The organism is Bacillus sp. FDAARGOS_1420 (assembly GCF_019344915.1).
Lineage (GTDB): Bacteria > Bacillota > Bacilli > Bacillales > Bacillaceae_G > Bacillus_A > Bacillus_A mycoides.
The window spans coordinates 1,758,248-1,774,660 of sequence record NZ_JAHWJB010000001.1 but is presented as its reverse complement, the minus strand read 5'-3'; the positions used below and the strand labels follow the sequence as shown (position 1 = coordinate 1,774,660).

Sequence of the window (16,413 nt, the reverse complement as noted above, 5' to 3'; positions counted from 1 at the left end):
CTACCTGATTAAGCACCTGTTTTAGGCGTAACCGTAATTTGCCCATACACAACTGCTTCTGCATCCCATAATGTAACGTCTTCACGCTCAATTGCTCGAAATTCAGACGTGTTTGTTCTCCAAGCATTTCCGCCTTCTTTCGTCATATCGATAGATAATTGTTTTCTATCCCAAAGAATAACTGCTTCTTTTAAGTCACCAACAATGAAAGGTGCTTTTCCATCTTTATCTGTAGCAATTGTTTTATTAGACAACACAATAACGGGCTTACCAGCGAACAGCTTACGAGTTGGGTTTGTTGGATCTGGTTGAAGTAGTGGGCGTCCATTTTTATCTTCCAACTGATCTAAGTAATTCAACCCATCTTGGTTTGTAAAGATATTTGCTGCTGATGCAAAAGCTTGATCTAACGTTACGTTTAATGTCGTTTTAAGGCCGTTATAATCTTTTAAATCGACCTTTGCCAGCTTATTCACTTCTTGTAAAATTAAATAATTTCGAGTCGCAATCGATTTCTTCGCAATCCACTGACGTAAGTAAGCTTCTAAAGCTTGATCTGTATCGCTTAATAAATCATTGGGAACAGGTAAGAACCCCGCATAATCTTCAATTGCATACGGTAAACGCTCAAATTGTGGAGAAGTAATTTCTTGCATTGCATTTGGTTTTCCGTATTCTGATAATGGCGCAAATGGTGTAGACATTGCACGTTTTTCTAATGTACACGCACCTTTATTTGTTGAAACCGCCTGTACATTTACATATTGTTCTAAGCTATCCACCGTTTGTTTGAGCTGATTAATTGTAGTCGTGATATCTTCCGGAACAATGTAACCGCCATCTTCTCCTTTATTTTCAGATAATGATGCTTTGTATTCCTGCATAACGCTTGCTTCTTCATGACTTAAATTTTGACCACGTATAGCTTTCATAAATACTTCTTTATACGATGTATCTTCATTTTGAACTGATGCTGGAGGTAATACTCCTGTTTGTGAATTGACAGGGTCTGAAACTTGGATTTGATTCATCGCAAGATAATTATCTAATTCATTTTTCGCGTTTTTCGCTTCCACAATTTTTACCTTTGCCTCTTCATATTTACCGCTGTTATTACATTCTTCCGCTTTCGCTTTTAAGTCAGCAACTTTTTGACGTAATTCTTGTTCACGTTTATCCATTCCGTATTTCCTCCTCATATTGGCACAAAAAAACAGACCTATAGTTCTAACAGGTCTAGTGCATTTTGAATTTTTAATTGTTCATTATTGTTCTTCTTTGGAATAGAAGGCGTTTTTGCTACAATCTTATTTGGTGTTTTTTGATATTTATCAAAGTAATTACTGGTACATGCTGCAACGTCTTTTGCTTCCACAACCTCAATATTGAAGTATTTTTCAGCTTCTTCCCCACTTAACCAAGTCTCCGCATCTACTAACTGCTGAATCTCTTCTATTCCAATACCATCTTTCAGATTTTCTTTGTAGACATTCAAAATGCCAGATTCAATGTGATCCAAATCCTCTGCCATCTTTCGAAAATCATTGGCATTCCCTGCCGTGTATGCCCACGGTTTATGAATCATTAGAAAAGCATTCGAAGGAATCACAACACGGTCACCCGCTAAAGCAATAACAGAAGCAATAGAAGCTGCGACTCCATCTACATAAACAGTTTTTTGTGCCTTATTTCGCTTTAGCATATTATAAATAGCTAAACCAGCAAATACAGAACCACCACCACTATTTACATAGATATTCAGGTTACTTTTATCATCCAGTTGTCCTAACATGTTTTTCACATCATCCGGCATCACATCCGAATCGTCCCATTTCCAAGCTGTATTATTGATAATATCACCGTAAATATACAAATCTGCCGAAGAATCTGTTTGATTTTTGACGGTAAACACATTATGCATCCTCTTCACCTCCCCCCATAGGCGCTCCCGCTTTCGCTAACTGATATTCATCTGCAATTTCAATGGATACATGGTTTAAATCCACGCGATTCTTATCTCCGTGTTCCCCAATCCCGTCCATATCCTCTAGTTCTAATACCTTATTAATCGAGAACACACCACGGTCTAACATAATGTTATAGAACTCCGCTCTAGATTTCTGGTCCGCTCGTAAAAGACTGGTTAAGTTAAACTTGAGATAATATCGTTTTTGTTCACCAAAAGAAAAGACTTTATAAGAAAATTCCTCTTCATACTGAATGAGAATCGGGCTGAGTGTATTTTGAATAAAATCCAGTGCTTGTTGTTCAATATTGGAGAATGTCGCACGATCTAATTCATTAATCATGTGCAAGGGAATGTTAAAAATATTTGCGATTTCACCTTTATCAAACTTCATTCCTTCAATAAACTGGGCATCTTTTAACGGCATACCCACTTTTTCAAATTCGAGACCTGCATCTAATATCGCAATACGCTGCGCATTACTCAGACCTGTATTGGCTTCTTCCCATGCCTCACGAAGCTTGTCTTTTGCCTCTTTATTCAGGGGTTGCGCTGTTTTTAGCAACCCACTATGGGTCGCACCTTTCCTATAGAATTTCCCCTTGAACTTTTGCGCTGCCTGTGAGCTTCCAATCGATTCTCTTGCGACTTGAATCGGTGGTTTCCCCTTCAGACCATCAGTCGATAATGTCGTGAGATGAATGACATCATCAGCTGCTAGTTTCACAGGTGTCCCATCTGGTAAACTCGTGAAATACCACAGTTGATTTGTTTTTACATCGATAACGGGGTTTGTGACAGCTGGATTCAACACCCACAATTCTTTTGGTCTTCCATCCACTCCCCAGTGGATGTTGATATACGCATTGCCCCACGTGTTCCGATGCGTTTCAATTAAATGTTTAAATTTAAACGGACTTTGGTACGGATTCGGACGCCTTTCCAGCACAAATGAGACTTGATGCGCCTTATCCCGTTCTCTTCCCTTCGCTGTCTTTTTAAACGTTTGAAACGGAAGCATCGCAACACTATTCGCTAAAATGTTCACGCACCGGTATACCGTTGGTACACCTAACGAAGATTCTACGGTAACCCGTTCTCCGCTCGTTGCTTCATAACTAAATAAACTCCGAAACCAAGGTACTGGATTTCTTAGATCGGTCGTATCCTGATTGCGAAACAAATTCCGGAATATCATATTTTCACCTCCCCTCTATTTCCTCGCGATCACCACCCCAATCAGCGTAAGAATGATTCCCAGCAGATACCATCCGTAAATTGGATGAATAAAAAAAGTCGTCCCAACAATAATGGACAACCCCGAAATCAATAGAATATCTTCTAAAATACTGATAAAAAATAATAAAAAGCGCATGTCATTCCTCCTAAAACGAGAAATCTTGACTTAAAATATAGGAATTTAAGTCCATCTCACCAGAATTGAGGATACAACGAACGTGTGAGTTGATGACAGCCGCAATCGGATCAATTCTTTCTGTTGCTTTTGACTTGTCCAACATAATGTTTTCATTAGCATCCTGCCTCGTTATAGCATTACTAGTTGCCCAATTTAATACAGGGTTGTTATTGTGGATAACTTTCTTTAGATACACTTGTTCTCTAAAATCTTTTGTAGGACCTGATAAAGTCGCCATTCCTTGGCGTATCTCTATCATCGTATATCCTTCAGCTTCCATATCTTGCATAAACTGTGTTGCATTCCATGGATCAGCACATATTTCTTTAATTTTGAACTTATTCTCTTTCTCCATGTTTCTAATATGTGTTTTAATAAATTCATAATCAACTACTGCACCAGGCGTTGTCGTGATCCAATTTTGTTGTACCCACAGATCATAAGGAACTTTATCCGTTTGTCTCTTTTCAGCTAACGTATCTTCCGGCATAAAGCTATGACTTAAAACAATATACTTATCATCCTTCTTGAACTCAAATGAAATGCTCGTTAAGTCAATTTTGGCTGATAAGTCGACTCCTACTGTACATTCCAAACCTTTTAATTCAGATAATTCAACAGTTCCATCGCAATCTTTCCACTTTTTCATATCCATGTAGCCGTTTTCCTTCATATCAACCCATCGATTCATATTTTTAGTAAGGAAATTCCGCATTTTCTCTGGCACATCTAATGCTGATTGTAACTCTCCTTTTAAAAAAGAGCACCCTTCTTCATAACTACATAAAATAGGATTTGCCTTCTCCCATACATTTTGGTTTGTAATTTCATCATCCTTATCTAATTCATTGACCATTACAAAGTATTCTTCATTTTCAATATCAATATTTGAATCTAGAATCTTAGAAACATATTGATATTCCACACGATAGCAAGGGTTACTCAAATTAAATCCTGCTGTCGTAATAATCATCATTAATGGATTAGGACGAGCTCCCGAACCAGATACAAGAACATCATATATTTCAGAAGTAGGATGTGCATGGTATTCATCGATAATACCGCACTGAACATTCAATCCATCACCAGATTTCCCAGCATCTTTTGAAAGTGCGGAAATAAAAGAATTTGTCTTTAAGTGCTCAATTTTCCCATAAGCAATATTAAATTTATCTTTTAGATCGTCACACCCATTCATTTGGGCCTTAATTTCGTTCCAAACAATCTTACTTTGCTCTGTTTTTGTGGCACCAACATATACTTCAGACATATTCTCACCAAAGGCCATTGCTTCATATGAACCGACGCACGCTAAAGATTGTGACTTTGCATTTTTGCGACCTACTTGCCAATAAGCTTTTTTAAATCGCCTTAATCCAGTATTGCGATGAACCCATCCATAAATATTGCTAAACACAAAAATTTGTATCGAATGTGGTTCCATTCTCTGACCTGCTAACTTTCCTTTTGTATGCTTAAAAAGAGACATCCACTTTAGGAAACGAATTGCTTTTTCTTCCTTAAAAACATATGGAAAATCTTCAGATCCTTCACGCTCAATGTCCCTTACAAATCGTTCACAAGCTTGTTTATGCTTCTGACAAGCAATGACCTCACCACTCAGTACATCATCACAATAATCTAGCATCCATTGTCTGATCATGTTATACGCCAAACTCCTTTTCTACAGTTGTTTGCGCCCCTTTTTTCGCACGCGGCATCACAATTCTCGCCCTTGCGTTTGGAGTAAATCCGAAATCTACACCTATCGCCTTCATTTGTTCATGCAATTGCTTTTTCTTTGTTAGTAGTGGATGGGGAACTTTGTTGGTTTCGGCCGCCTTGTTGGTGTATTCCACAAGCAAACCTTCTTCTTGGATGATTTTGGTGCATCCAACATAGTCAGAATAAGCATCACAATACGTTGCTAGTGCATTTACATCTATGTTTGTAATGACATCCAACTCTAATAATTCAGCTGCAATTCGTTTGAACTCTCTCTTAGCAGCTGAATCTAACCATGTGGGTGGTTTTACTTTATCCTTTTTTGCTTGTAACTGTTTTTCGGTTTTTAATCGCTGTTCAATTTCGTCTTTTGTCAATCGATTTGCATTGCCTTCTAATAAATGCAAATGAATCGGCTTCGCTTTCCTTCCTATGAGAACCACCTCCTTCAGCCGAGCCCCCTTTTATAGAATAAAACGAAATTTTCACACGGAAAGCTTGTCACCGGTCTCAGGAGGCCCCCTGGCCCCCCTCGAAGGTGGGGGGATCCTTCCGTATCTCTTCTCCACATCAACGCTTGTAGACCTTCTCATCTTCTTTTGTTTTCTTGTTGTGACAAGCATGACAGAGTGTTTGTAAATTAGTCGGTTCTAATCGTTTCGACCAATCCACACGAATAGGAATGATATGATCGACTACATCACCTATCTGAATGATGTCCTTGCTTCTACATGGAACACATAAGCCATGATCTCTACGATACATAAGCTCACGCATATCCTTCCACAGTCTTGAGTTGTAGAATGAACGTGAGCTTTTGTTCCGTATGTATTTGTCATAGTATCTTGTGTTCTCCTGTACTTTATCTTGATGCTTGCTACAATACTTATCCCGTGTTAGTTCATTACAACCTATCGACTGACATGGCTTGAATGGTTTACTTGGCACGCTATTAAATCTTCTCTTCTACATCCCAAGCACTCTCGATACGTGGATGTTTGTCATTCTTACCATATATCTCTGTACGCTTTGTGATGGTATATTCTTTATTTAATTTCTCTAAAGCTTCGATAACTCGACTAAGTCCTGGTAAATGTCTAATCGTTTCTTTATAACCCTTTATTTCCTTTTTCTTCTCCTCTAGCTTCTTAAAAAACTGGTTGCATGGATCTAATTCAATAGGTTCTAATCCTTGTAATATTCTTGCTTCATTCATACTTAGCAAAACTTCTTCTATTTTCTTTTGAATCCGTTCCACTTTCTTCCTTGCTATTTTATTTTTTTCGAAATAAGACGGACAAAACATTTCATGGTTACTTTTATCCTTCTGTAACAGTTCTTCTATTGTAAATTCCATCAGATATTTCTCTGTAAAAAACATAGGTGTTCGACCATACCACTTATAATATTTCTCGTGTTTTTTATCGCCTTTCTTTTTTTCAAACGGCACACAATATTTGTTATATATGAAATCATCTACAAGAAGTAAACCTAACTTATCAATCTTACTTTGTATTTCAGGGTTCATTTCCATATCATGGATTGGTTCATGAACTGATCGAGTAATTGCTTTGCCATTCAGAAGAATAGGAACTTTGATATGTAATACACCTGTATTACTTTGATTCCTAAACTTCCCCATAACCTTTTCCAACTTCTCCCATGCACCCACACATTCATTGGCAGATTCTGTCACTTCCTTCATTTGTTTTAATACTTCTGATGTATCAGCCGTTACTTTGATAGTTAATTTGTTATTGACCATTTTGTGAATCCTCCTTTTTTAATCAGCTACTTAATCACAACTGGACGAACTATCAAATGAACCTCCTGCATCAAACGATGAGTGCGACGAACAGGGGGATGAACAGGGGGATGAATAACTACCACTATCATCGTTTCCATAATCCGAACTGGAGTTGATTGCACTTGGTGTCGTCTTGTGAATCAACCAATCATTTGTTGTACAATCGCTATTTCTGTTTACACGTTCTGGCGTAACTTTCTTATTCTGTTCCTTCTTTTTCTTTCTTTTGAAAAACATCTCTTTTCGCCTCCTCATAAAATTAGAAAAGCACCCGCTATGGATGCTTTTCTCTTTTCAATGTATACTTGCAAACAAAAAAGGAATATATGACAAATCCCTAACGATTCTTCCCCCTTGCACCTCATCACTACTGATTCTCATATTTAAACACCGCTGGAACATGAGGCGCCCTTTTAAATTTCGCTTCTTCCATCACCACAATTTGCTGCGGATTTAACACGACTTGTTTTTCCTCTCCTGCTTTTGTATCTATGATTACAATTTGAATAAACTTATCACAAATTTTACCATCGTTACCACTCGTCATTTTTTCAATCAAATGTTGCAAATCAAATGGCGTCATATATGTATTTCCGCTAGATACAATAATTTTAGAATACGGACTCATTTTCCCCCCCTCCTCTTATCTTCCTTTTCGACATCCTACATATAATTCCTTGTGATAATCGAAAATATATACGGCCACTATTTCTAAACAAAACAAGTTGACCGTTCCGCAATACAAAAACAGCCAACTTGGTATATGAACGGGACATACTCCCATTGATTTTTCATTCTACCACGCTTTCTATATCCCCCGTTTATCCTAACCGAGTCACGTTTTGATAACGGGGTAACGCTATCCCCACAAGCTATGCTCTTTTCAAAGAACAATTCACTATAGGAATATCGTACATTTATTTTCAAAACAAAAAGGTACCCGATTTAGTGCCTCAAACAGTGCCCCAAAAGTTCCATTATTTTTCAAATCATTTCTAATGCAGTCGCGAAATTCAAAATCCCTGACTTTCGTTTCCGATAAAACTTGCCTCTCTTCATCCCTAATACTGTATAAATATAATCATCGTTTAACTCTGTCGCACTCATATACTTCATTTCCAATATTCGTTGTTCTTCCCAATCTAGCGCGTGTTCAAACGCACGATGCAATTGTCCATACTTCAGTTCATGGATATCTATTTTTCGTACTTCCGGAAATAAGAGTTCTACACCTATCTCCCTCCGTTCTCGCTGATTCTGAAAACGAACGCGTAACACCTTATACTTCTTCAATTCTTCTATCACAAAAGAGCGTATTTCTTTCTCATCTATATAGGTAAAAAAAGATAATTGATTCATGCGTTACCCTCCCGAATAAAAATCCAAATCCTGTTCATACTGTTACTGAACTCTTACACCGTCTTCTTTCGATTTCATATGATCGATTAACCCATATTTTCTTTTCCATACGCAACAAATAAATCCTTTATGTATAGAAAAGGAGCGTATCTAAAATGAAACAAGTCGGACGACCTATACAAAACGAGAAACAAATAGAAGCGATCCAACAGATCCTTTTACAATCCTCAAAACGCGATGCGATGCTATTCTTATTCGCCATCCATTCTTGCTTAAAAGTAAGTGAACTCTTACAATTACAAGTTGGGGATGTACTGGATAAAAACAGACATATTCGACATTCCATCTTATTTTATAACGAACAAATAAAGATACATAAATGGTTCACTGTAAACGAAACCTTACACCTTGCAATCAAACAGTATATATGTGAGCGTAAAGATTGGACATACGAGGAGCCCTTATTCAAATCGCAAAAAGGGCTAAAAACCATTACCAGACAACATGCATGGTATGTGTTAGATCGAGCTGCAAGAGCAGCTGGATTAGAGGGAATCAGCTCGCATACGCTTCAAAAAACTTGGGGATATCACGCATACAAATCTGGTGTGGATATCGCATTATTACAACACTTCTTTGAGCATAGTAGCTCCGCAACAACTTTAAAATATATCGGTCTCACGCGAAATAACAGCTAATTCTTCCTAGCTGTTATTTCTTGATTATCATCCACTATCAACGGAATCCTTTCTTACTCATTTGATCACGTAAGTTTGATGCCGGTACGCCCAAATATTGCGCTATTTTTGGATAACTACACCCCTGCTCTCTGAATTTTAGTGCTTGTTGACACCATTCTTCCCATTTTTTCCGACTTTGTTCTTGTATCTCAGCCTGCGTTTTTCCTTTCCACATCCCTCTTTTTTTCAATTGCTCACGCAAAGTACTACTTGGACAACCAAGCTTTTTGGTTATCATGGTGGTCCCAAATCCCTGCTCATATAGCTGGGCAGCTTGTCTACAAATTTCATCCCACTCTGCTCTAGGCTTTCGCCCCCCATTCTCTGTAAATAATTCTCTTGCTAATTCTTTCAGTTCCAACCCGATTGCACAATGCTGCATACATTCTTTCAATGGCTTCATTTGATAGTCACACATTTGACAATGTTGGTCCTGTATATCTAGAATACGAATGCGATTTTGCTTTTCCTTCTCCTTCATGCTGTACACCTCGCTGACTTTTCACCATTTTATAACACCTGTACGGTTCCTTACTATCACCAGTTTTAACCTTTTTGTAGCAGGCATCCTATTTATTCCTTTTTTAATCATAATCCCTCAAAATTACATAGATTATGTTACGTCCTTACTTTTCGAATCATTACTTTTTCATAACACACACATAACAATAATGATTCAAATTCTCACAAACAAGCACTCTGGCACAAGTGCTCGTTTTCTTTTGTGTATAAAAAGAAGAAGTTGATACATACTATCTATAGGCTTAATATATAGCCTGTAATGTCGAAAGGTGAAACTGGACTTATCGGCATATCTTTCATCGAATGAGCAGTTAGCTTTTGCTAGCTGCTTTGTTATTTTTTGTTTCAAATCTCTATTTCTAATTTAAGCTACCTACTCTTCTTTTTAACACATTATTACTCGTCCCATACCTATGACATTCAAAAAAGATTCAAACGTAAATTTACCCTATTTTATGAGGTCTCTTTTTCAAAGACAAAATTCAAACTGCCTCCTTATCCATTTCAGGAATAATTCCACGTTTCGTTAACATGTCATGGATAAACAATCTACCCTTTTGAGTCCAGCGCGTATTCATTTTTACAGATTTACTACCATTCGAATGCGTGACATCAATTGTTTGTGATTTTGTATATCCTTTATTTTGATGTTTCGCATACAGGAGCCATTGATTGTTTACTTTGTACTGTACTTTTTCATCTTTTAAGATTTTATTTAATCGTACTGCTGACAATCCATAATCGGCTGCAATTTGCGAGACGGTTACCGTATTTTTTGATTGAAGAATTTGATCGAGGTATGTAATCTTAGATGCATTTTCTGCGACTTGTTGTGTTAACATGAGATTCTTTTGTTCTGCCATTTGTCTTGCTTGTTGTTCGTGTTTGAGTTGCGACGCGAGACCAATGAGTAAATCTGGATCTTGTAGTAAGGCGTTTATCGTAGGCGGTGTCATGTAAGCCCCGTGTTTTCGAATGCTTGGGAGCACTTCTTCGAATACCCATTTTTCAAATTGTTCTGCTTGTGGGAGCTTGGATCTAGCAATCAGACGGTATAGGTTGGGTTCGTTGATAAATTTCTTTTCAACCATTTGATTTTTCTCTGGAATAACCACCGAACGAAACGTTACCCCGTCCTCTTTACAATGATCTCTCACCGCTTTTGTGGGATTCGTGTATCCTAATACCTTCGCAACATTTGTCGCAGGAAAATACTCTTTTCCATCCTTGATAAAAACCTCTAAATTTCCGAACATGTTATGTGAAAATGTTTGCATTTGCGTCATTTTTAATTCCCCTTTTCTATACAATTTTTGAATGAAACGATCTTCATGTATCCTTTATTTTTTTACAAAGGTACCTAATTTAAAATAACCGCCGAACGATTCACCCAGTCATATTCATGTCGCTAATCCCTGCTCTTTCCCAAACTCATTCGCTCTTTTCTGAATTCGTTTCAATATTCTACCGACTTGCACCTGACATCTCCCCACTCTATTCCCAATTTCTTGCTGCGTTTTATGTTTCGAATGCATATCCCACACGATCAATTCTGGGTACTCCAGTATTTGGTAAAATGATTGAAGGACCATATGATTCTCCACTTCTCCCACCTCATGTATTTGTGTATCTTCCAGCATATCTTCTAACAGAATTTCTTCCTTACCACCACTCCCTGATGTATACATGACATCCTGTAAAGACTTTGTATTGGGGTGATATTGCAATGCCTCGTTCACATCTGGAAGAGGCACGCCCAGTTGTTTACAAATCGTCTCTCCATCTTCCTCCATCAGTCCTTGCCTCATCATTTTCCCTCTTAGTACATACAAGTCTCTTGGTACCTTTATCTTGTGACTATTCATAATAAACTTTCCAACTTCTCCATGAATTTTTGGTATCGCGTACGTAGAGAACTGATAACCGAGCTCGTGATTAAAATCCCTTCTCGCTTTTATGAGACCAATCATCCCGTACTGCACTAAATCCTCCATCTCCAAACCTGTATTCACTTTAACTATTTCTAACATGCTCTTATATCTCTTCCAGATAAAGTGATGTACCAAATCTTCATACTTACTCATAAATTCCTCATCTGACATCGCTCTCACATCTTCAATTACTTTCATCATGCCTGTTTCTCCTTTTCCGCTTACTTGACTTCTTCGGCACCTGATTCGGCCCTTGCCATAACCCTTGCTTTCTCCATCTATTTTTCACTTTCCCAACGTAGGATGGACTTCGCTCAAACATGATACTCATTTCTTTATCTGGAATCCCCTGGTCATTGAGTTCTCTTACACGTGCTGGTGTCAATCCATCCGGCATATTTCCAGGATTCCCTCCACAAATCCTCGGCTCTGTATCAAAATATCTACCCAACTGGCGTAATGCTTGACCAGTCGGGCAATTTGCGCAAATGTTGATACTGAAACTCGCATCATCCGAGCGATTATAATAACACCGTCTACATTTCTGTTCGATAATATCTCCAATTTGATAGGTGAGTCGGATGCGTTCTTCTTTAGTAAGTTTCATGCGAAACACCTACAATACTGCTTTTAATGCGATTCCTAATGCTTGTGCCCTTGCTTGTAATTCCAAGCGATGTTTCCGTTCCCTTTCTGCTGTTTCTTCCGCCGCACCGATTCTGATTTGTACTTTACGTAATTCAGCTTCCAGTTCCCATTTCTTTTCGCTTAACTGGTTGCGTTCATTAAGCAACGTTGTATATTCTTCCTCACGATTTTGAGATTGTTTTTTTAACTTTTCAAGTTCTGCTTTTAATTCCGTTTGACGCATTCCATTATCTTCCTCTTCAGAACGTTCATTTTTCTTTCCGACTACTTTTGTACCCTCAACCAATGGTTTTATACTCTTTTTCGTTCCTAATCTCTTAGCGCGCTTCCTAACGCCCTCTTTTTTCTCTCGTCGTTTTGCGACGTTATGATACAGCGTACTTTCACTCACACCTAGACGCTCTGCAATTTTTGCCCAAGATAATTTCTGTTCCCGTAATTTCTCCGCCTTCTCACATAATACATCCCAATTTCTCTCTTCCGCCATCTGCTCTGCCATCGTCTCATTTCTCCCTTCCAGTAAGTTGTCGCCTAATTGTTTGATTTGCTTCCCAACCCTACAGTTATCCGCGCACCAGGAAGTCTTACGATTCCCTGACTTCCTGTATACCGGCACTTTTTGACACCCTGCGCAGTGTTCATCTTGCAGATTTAATATTTGAATCCGAATGGATTTCTTATTCAGCTTCATCGAAAGGCTTGTCCTTATCCGTTATGTCAAGATCTTCCGAGACTTGATTCTCCGTTTCCTGATTTCCTTCTTGTTGCACCCCAAGGGCTTCCTCCGGTTTCTCTTCCCCCTTTGTCTCCTCTGTTGGTTCTAGCTGCCGTTCTTTCCACTCATTCCACTTGATTGCTAATGGCGCGACACGCTTACGATATTCATCGATTGTCTCGATAATTTGACCAGAAGACATATTCAGCTCATTTGCCATTTTCAAGTACGATTCACCCTCCAGACGACGCTTTACAATCTCCGGAAGTTTATTTGGCATTCCCTCAAAATTTGGTGCTAAACCACTAATGATAAAGGCATCAATAACCTCACGGTCTGCTTGTTCTTTTTCTTCACGAGTCTGCATCTTTTCTTTTGGTATATCTAAATCAGCTTCCATTTGCTCGAATGTTGACTTTACTTCTTGTACCATCCCTTTCTCATCAACTTCGTACTGCGTAACAGGTTCATTTGTTTTCGCATTAATGGTGACATTGAAGTTGACTTGCATGGATTCAAGTGACACAAACACCTTCGCATCAATCATGTCAGACAGTGAGTCTAGTTTCCCTTGCAACGAAGAATCAGTTACTTCTAACACGATTTCTTTCTTCCCATCTGGTTTTAAGTTTACTTTCTTCAACACTGGTTTGAATTCGATATATGCCATTATGATCCGCTCCCTTTATTCTGCTTTATTCTGCTTTATTCTGTTTTTGGCTTTCTTCTCCGCTCGTTGCAACTTGTTGTACTCATCCAACCTGATAAACCCACCGTATTTCTTCACATGCTTCAGCAAAATCAGCTGTAAGTGCGGGTATTTATATTCAAATAACTTTCGTTTTACGTTAAATGTTTCGGTAATCATACCTTTTATGTCTATGACCTCTACCTCACCATTTGGCAAGTACACCAAGAAGTCCGCTATGTATGTAATGGCCTGAAAGCTCTTGTCCTGTTTCTTAAATGCCGGTTGCAAATGAAATACTGGCTGCCTTTCAAATCCTTGTATTTCCCCTCTTGCATAACGAATTTTCAAGTCTTCGTAATAATGTGCTTCCGCTTTTGAATCGAATACGTAACCATCGAGGTTCACTTTTTTGTTGTTGTATTTACTCAGTTTCGCTCACCACTCACTCAAAATATCTGTCATCCACTCGTTCCATCCAACTACTCCATTCCCCTTCTGTCATCACTCGCCTATTCTTCTTGCTCATGTAGGCTTCCACATGCTCCTTCATTGCCAGCCGAAATCGATTTTGAAAATAATAATCCAGTTTTGCGACATCCTCTGTAAACTTCACCGCCTGTTTGTCTAACACAAGCAATTCAATCAGTGCAACGATTCCTACCAGTCCATGGGCTGTTGCGTATTCTAGTAATTCACTGACCTTCATGCCCTCACTCCACAAATTCATTCGTCCGCTTCACAAAATTCAACTTCAGCGTTCCGACCGCCCCATTTCGATTTTTGGCGATAATGAGTTCCGTCTCGTGTATTTCCTCTGTTTCCCGCTTCTCTTTGTCAAAATACGCCTCTCTATGCGGGAAAATAATGACATCCGCTACTTCTTCAATCGAACCAGATTCCCGAATATCGGCCATGCTCGGACGCTTATCCATTTTCCCTTCCACCGCACGATTTAATTGTGCAATCAGGATAATGGGCTGTTTCACCGTCTTTTGGATATCCTTCAGTTCGTTGATGATGTGAGTGAATTTCAAGTGGTTATTCGCAAATGTCTCGTCCGTTTTGATATGTCCTAAGTGATCAATGACAAACAAATGTTTTTTCTCCGGATGTTCTTTGACTGTTTTCCAAATCACCGCCCGAACCTCATGAATGTGCTTTTCTTCCCGAATGTTGATAGGCAAGTTCGCTAACTCTCCTGTCGCCTGTTGATACTTCATCCACTTCTTGTCATCGTTGCCAAAGAACTTATTCGGGTTACTGAGTTCATTTACGGGAAGTCTACCTTCGGCAGCAATCCAACGATCAATCACTTTCGACGCAATCATTTCACAACTAAAGAATGTGCCCATGTACTGTTTCGGGTCTGCTTTTGCTCCTTTTCTCATGGAGTCTAGCGTAAACGCTGTTTTCCCAACAGAAGGTCTTGCAGCCACGACAATCAGGTCTGTTGCTTGCCAACCATCTGTAAACTGATTGAGGTTGGTATAACCCGTATGTCCCCCGCTCAGCCCACTCGCTTGCATGTTGCTATGCTCCTCGACTCGCTGTTGCAACTGGTTCTGGAACGAAGGCTGAGGCTGAACAGTCGTGATTTGAATCTGGTTCACTTTTGTCACAAACTCATTCAGGTCTTTCAAAGCATGCCGATCCACCGTTCTCTGCTGAAATTCCTGGATATCAAACAGCATGACCTCTACCGCCATAAATTCAATCATCTTTTGCTGGATGAACGAAAAGTTGTGTAACGTAGGCGCTTGACGGTGACACTCGTATATTTTTCCTACACCGCCAAATGCCTTCATTCTCTTCTCGCTCAGTTGGGAAAGACTCATGTCATTAACCGGCTTCTCCTCTTGCCAAAGCTCCATCATGGCTTGAAACAATTGGTTATGCTGTACGTGAATAAAGTGTTTCACCGTCAGTCTCAATTCCTCGAATAGAGCATTGTCTTTCATCAAGCAACCAAGTGCGTACAGCTCATTTTCTGCATATCGCTGATACTTTTCCATCAGACCCCATCTCCTAATGCTGCATAAATGTCATCCACATCCACTTGGCTTTCCACAATGCCTTTCGCAGGTGATAACCCATTCGTTCTTGCAGTAAGCAAATCCGACTGATGCTGAAACTCCTTTTTCCGTAATCCCTTGAGGTACGCAGTATTCAGGAACTTCTCCACGTTTTCATCACTCCGTAAGAACTCTTGCAGGGACCATCTGTACTCCCAGAAATATTCTGGTCTGGTTAACACAGTGTGATAGTGATCAATGGCTTGCTGTAACTCCTCTACACCGAAGGTGTTTAATCTCGCTTTGATTTTGGATACGGTCTTCTGCGTCAGTACACGGTGTTCGATAATCTCTTTTTCGTTCCAGTGTCGGAAGATGGATTCACACGCTTCTTTCTCCTCTTGCTGTTGGACGATTGCTTTCTCAGATAGCGTTTCTTCTTCCGTTTCGGACAGTATATATCTTGTTAACTTAGTATTGTTAATATTAGTATTGTTCGTGCTCACCTCATGAACAAGCCTTCGTTCATCTCCTGAACAAGCTCCATTCATTTCCTGAACTCCCTGGTTCAACTGGTGAACATCGTTGATGCAATAACAATTTGACATATTCCCTTGTTCTTTGGATGCACGCTTTTCTTTTGTTACATAGCCCATCTCAATTAGGATGTTTAGTGATTTAATGACTGTGTTTTTGGACATTCCGGCTTTCTTTCCAATTGTGGATAAAGAGGGGAAGCATGCCCCCGTTTCTTTGTTGACATGTCGACAAAGCGTGATATACACCGCCATTTCTTTATGCGTCAATCGTTCATCATCTACGACTTCGTTATCAAGTATAAAAAAGCTGCGTATTCTCTCATCTTTCAGCATGATTCCAT

At 39.1% G+C, this 16,413-nt stretch carries 20 protein-coding genes and 1 pseudogene; 1 reads left to right on the top strand and 20 read right to left on the bottom strand.

The window, feature by feature from the left end:
* Nucleotides 1-8: 8 nt before the first annotated feature.
* The 10 genes and pseudogenes from I6L50_RS09475 to I6L50_RS09430 all read right to left on the bottom strand — a co-directional run bounded on the left by I6L50_RS09475 (nt 9) and on the right by I6L50_RS09430 (nt 8,274).
* Entirely contained in the window at nt 9-1,181 is a 1,173-nt protein-coding gene (locus I6L50_RS09475; protein WP_219300101.1) for a phage major capsid protein, read from the bottom strand.
* Between the two features lie 38 nt (nt 1,182-1,219).
* Nucleotides 1,220-1,921 (bottom strand): head maturation protease, ClpP-related, encoded by a 702-nt coding sequence (locus tag I6L50_RS09470; RefSeq protein ID WP_374108346.1) that lies wholly within the window; start codon nt 1,919-1,921, stop codon nt 1,220-1,222.
* Nucleotides 1,914-3,164, bottom strand: coding sequence for a phage portal protein (locus tag I6L50_RS09465; protein ID WP_219301198.1), 1,251 nt, complete (start codon nt 3,162-3,164; stop codon nt 1,914-1,916). Before I6L50_RS09465 ends, I6L50_RS09470 begins: the two co-directional genes overlap by 8 nt.
* Before the next feature lie 15 nt (nt 3,165-3,179).
* The gene (locus tag I6L50_RS09460) at nt 3,180-3,341 is read right to left on the bottom strand and encodes a hypothetical protein (protein WP_219301197.1); all 162 of its coding nucleotides are present in this window, start codon (nt 3,339-3,341) and stop codon (nt 3,180-3,182) included.
* Between the two features lie 10 nt (nt 3,342-3,351).
* Nucleotides 3,352-5,046 carry a terminase large subunit gene (locus I6L50_RS09455; protein ID WP_219301196.1) on the bottom strand — a complete coding sequence of 565 codons (1,695 nt, stop codon included), beginning with the start codon at nt 5,044-5,046 and terminating at the stop codon, nt 3,352-3,354.
* A gap of 1 nt (nt 5,047) precedes the next feature.
* Nucleotides 5,048-5,551: a phage terminase small subunit P27 family gene (locus I6L50_RS09450; RefSeq protein WP_219301195.1), complete on the bottom strand. Its 504-nt coding sequence runs from the start codon at nt 5,549-5,551 to the stop codon at nt 5,048-5,050.
* Nucleotides 5,552-5,678: 127 nt separating this feature from the next.
* A complete protein-coding gene (locus tag I6L50_RS09445; RefSeq protein WP_219301194.1) occupies nt 5,679-6,056 on the bottom strand; it encodes an HNH endonuclease in 378 nt (125 codons plus the stop codon).
* A gap of 598 nt (nt 6,057-6,654) precedes the next feature.
* Nucleotides 6,655-6,873: pseudogene (locus tag I6L50_RS35830) on the bottom strand (hypothetical protein); the annotation flags it as partial.
* A gap of 409 nt (nt 6,874-7,282) precedes the next feature.
* On the bottom strand, nt 7,283-7,543 hold the full coding sequence (locus I6L50_RS09435) for a hypothetical protein (RefSeq protein WP_219301193.1): 261 nt from the start codon (nt 7,541-7,543) through the stop codon (nt 7,283-7,285).
* Between the two features lie 356 nt (nt 7,544-7,899).
* Nucleotides 7,900-8,274, bottom strand: a complete 375-nt coding sequence (locus tag I6L50_RS09430; protein WP_219301192.1) for an ArpU family phage packaging/lysis transcriptional regulator — start codon at nt 8,272-8,274, stop codon at nt 7,900-7,902.
* 155 nt (nt 8,275-8,429) lie between these two features.
* Between I6L50_RS09430 and I6L50_RS09425 the strand changes: the two genes are divergently transcribed.
* Nucleotides 8,430-8,972, top strand: coding sequence for a tyrosine-type recombinase/integrase (locus tag I6L50_RS09425; protein WP_219301191.1), 543 nt, complete (start codon nt 8,430-8,432; stop codon nt 8,970-8,972).
* Between the two features lie 37 nt (nt 8,973-9,009).
* Here the strand turns inward: I6L50_RS09425 and I6L50_RS09420 are convergent, their stop codons facing one another.
* The 10 genes from I6L50_RS09420 to I6L50_RS09375 all read right to left on the bottom strand — a co-directional run bounded on the left by I6L50_RS09420 (nt 9,010) and on the right by I6L50_RS09375 (nt 16,405).
* On the bottom strand, nt 9,010-9,495 hold the full coding sequence (locus I6L50_RS09420) for a hypothetical protein (protein WP_219301190.1): 486 nt from the start codon (nt 9,493-9,495) through the stop codon (nt 9,010-9,012).
* 523 nt (nt 9,496-10,018) lie between these two features.
* On the bottom strand, nt 10,019-10,822 hold the full coding sequence (locus I6L50_RS09415; protein WP_219301189.1) for a phage antirepressor KilAC domain-containing protein: 804 nt from the start codon (nt 10,820-10,822) through the stop codon (nt 10,019-10,021).
* 114 nt (nt 10,823-10,936) lie between these two features.
* The gene (locus tag I6L50_RS09410; RefSeq protein ID WP_219301188.1) at nt 10,937-11,668 is read right to left on the bottom strand and encodes a sigma-70 family RNA polymerase sigma factor; all 732 of its coding nucleotides are present in this window, start codon (nt 11,666-11,668) and stop codon (nt 10,937-10,939) included.
* Nucleotides 11,652-12,074 (bottom strand): hypothetical protein, encoded by a 423-nt coding sequence (locus tag I6L50_RS09405; RefSeq protein ID WP_219301187.1) that lies wholly within the window; start codon nt 12,072-12,074, stop codon nt 11,652-11,654. The genes I6L50_RS09410 and I6L50_RS09405 overlap by 17 nt, the downstream gene beginning before the upstream one ends.
* A gap of 9 nt (nt 12,075-12,083) precedes the next feature.
* Nucleotides 12,084-12,806, bottom strand: a complete 723-nt coding sequence (locus I6L50_RS09400) for a zinc-finger domain-containing protein (RefSeq protein ID WP_219301186.1) — start codon at nt 12,804-12,806, stop codon at nt 12,084-12,086.
* Entirely contained in the window at nt 12,793-13,500 is a 708-nt protein-coding gene (locus I6L50_RS09395; protein WP_219301185.1) for a 2-methylcitrate dehydratase, read from the bottom strand. The genes I6L50_RS09400 and I6L50_RS09395 overlap by 14 nt, the downstream gene beginning before the upstream one ends.
* 15 nt (nt 13,501-13,515) lie before the next feature.
* Nucleotides 13,516-13,950, bottom strand: a complete 435-nt coding sequence (locus tag I6L50_RS09390; protein WP_219301307.1) for a DUF1064 domain-containing protein — start codon at nt 13,948-13,950, stop codon at nt 13,516-13,518.
* Between the two features lie 13 nt (nt 13,951-13,963).
* Entirely contained in the window at nt 13,964-14,227 is a 264-nt protein-coding gene (locus tag I6L50_RS09385) for a hypothetical protein (protein WP_219301184.1), read from the bottom strand.
* A 4-nt stretch (nt 14,228-14,231) separates the two neighbouring features.
* Nucleotides 14,232-15,533: a replicative DNA helicase gene (locus I6L50_RS09380; protein WP_219301183.1), complete on the bottom strand. Its 1,302-nt coding sequence runs from the start codon at nt 15,531-15,533 to the stop codon at nt 14,232-14,234.
* Nucleotides 15,533-16,405 carry a helix-turn-helix domain-containing protein gene (locus I6L50_RS09375; protein ID WP_307896964.1) on the bottom strand — a complete coding sequence of 291 codons (873 nt, stop codon included), beginning with the start codon at nt 16,403-16,405 and terminating at the stop codon, nt 15,533-15,535. The genes I6L50_RS09380 and I6L50_RS09375 overlap by 1 nt, the downstream gene beginning before the upstream one ends.
* Nucleotides 16,406-16,413: the final 8 nt, after the last annotated feature.

What these genes read in the sequence shown, in the direction of transcription:
- I6L50_RS09460 (WP_219301197.1), bottom strand. Translation starts at nt 3,341, where the DNA reads ATGCGCTTTTTATTATTTTTTATCAGTATTTTAGAAGATATTCTATTG.
- I6L50_RS09380 (WP_219301183.1), bottom strand. Translation starts at nt 15,533, where the DNA reads ATGGAAAAGTATCAGCGATATGCAGAAAATGAGCTGTACGCACTTGGT.
- I6L50_RS09475 (WP_219300101.1), bottom strand. Translation starts at nt 1,181, where the DNA reads ATGGATAAACGTGAACAAGAATTACGTCAAAAAGTTGCTGACTTAAAA.
- I6L50_RS09405 (WP_219301187.1), bottom strand. Translation starts at nt 12,074, where the DNA reads ATGAAACTTACTAAAGAAGAACGCATCCGACTCACCTATCAAATTGGA.
- I6L50_RS09375 (WP_307896964.1), bottom strand. Translation starts at nt 16,405, where the DNA reads ATGCTGAAAGATGAGAGAATACGCAGCTTTTTTATACTTGATAACGAA.
- I6L50_RS09395 (WP_219301185.1), bottom strand. Translation starts at nt 13,500, where the DNA reads ATGGCATATATCGAATTCAAACCAGTGTTGAAGAAAGTAAACTTAAAA.
- I6L50_RS09410 (WP_219301188.1), bottom strand. Translation starts at nt 11,668, where the DNA reads ATGATGAAAGTAATTGAAGATGTGAGAGCGATGTCAGATGAGGAATTT.
- I6L50_RS09470 (WP_374108346.1), bottom strand. Translation starts at nt 1,921, where the DNA reads ATGCATAATGTGTTTACCGTCAAAAATCAAACAGATTCTTCGGCAGAT.
- I6L50_RS09435 (WP_219301193.1), bottom strand. Translation starts at nt 7,543, where the DNA reads ATGAGTCCGTATTCTAAAATTATTGTATCTAGCGGAAATACATATATG.
- I6L50_RS09400 (WP_219301186.1), bottom strand. Translation starts at nt 12,806, where the DNA reads ATGAAGCTGAATAAGAAATCCATTCGGATTCAAATATTAAATCTGCAA.
- I6L50_RS09425 (WP_219301191.1), top strand. Translation starts at nt 8,430, where the DNA reads ATGAAACAAGTCGGACGACCTATACAAAACGAGAAACAAATAGAAGCG.
- I6L50_RS09430 (WP_219301192.1), bottom strand. Translation starts at nt 8,274, where the DNA reads ATGAATCAATTATCTTTTTTTACCTATATAGATGAGAAAGAAATACGC.
- I6L50_RS09385 (WP_219301184.1), bottom strand. Translation starts at nt 14,227, where the DNA reads ATGAAGGTCAGTGAATTACTAGAATACGCAACAGCCCATGGACTGGTA.
- I6L50_RS09465 (WP_219301198.1), bottom strand. Translation starts at nt 3,164, where the DNA reads ATGATATTCCGGAATTTGTTTCGCAATCAGGATACGACCGATCTAAGA.
- I6L50_RS09415 (WP_219301189.1), bottom strand. Translation starts at nt 10,822, where the DNA reads ATGACGCAAATGCAAACATTTTCACATAACATGTTCGGAAATTTAGAG.
- I6L50_RS09420 (WP_219301190.1), bottom strand. Translation starts at nt 9,495, where the DNA reads ATGAAGGAGAAGGAAAAGCAAAATCGCATTCGTATTCTAGATATACAG.
- I6L50_RS09455 (WP_219301196.1), bottom strand. Translation starts at nt 5,046, where the DNA reads ATGATCAGACAATGGATGCTAGATTATTGTGATGATGTACTGAGTGGT.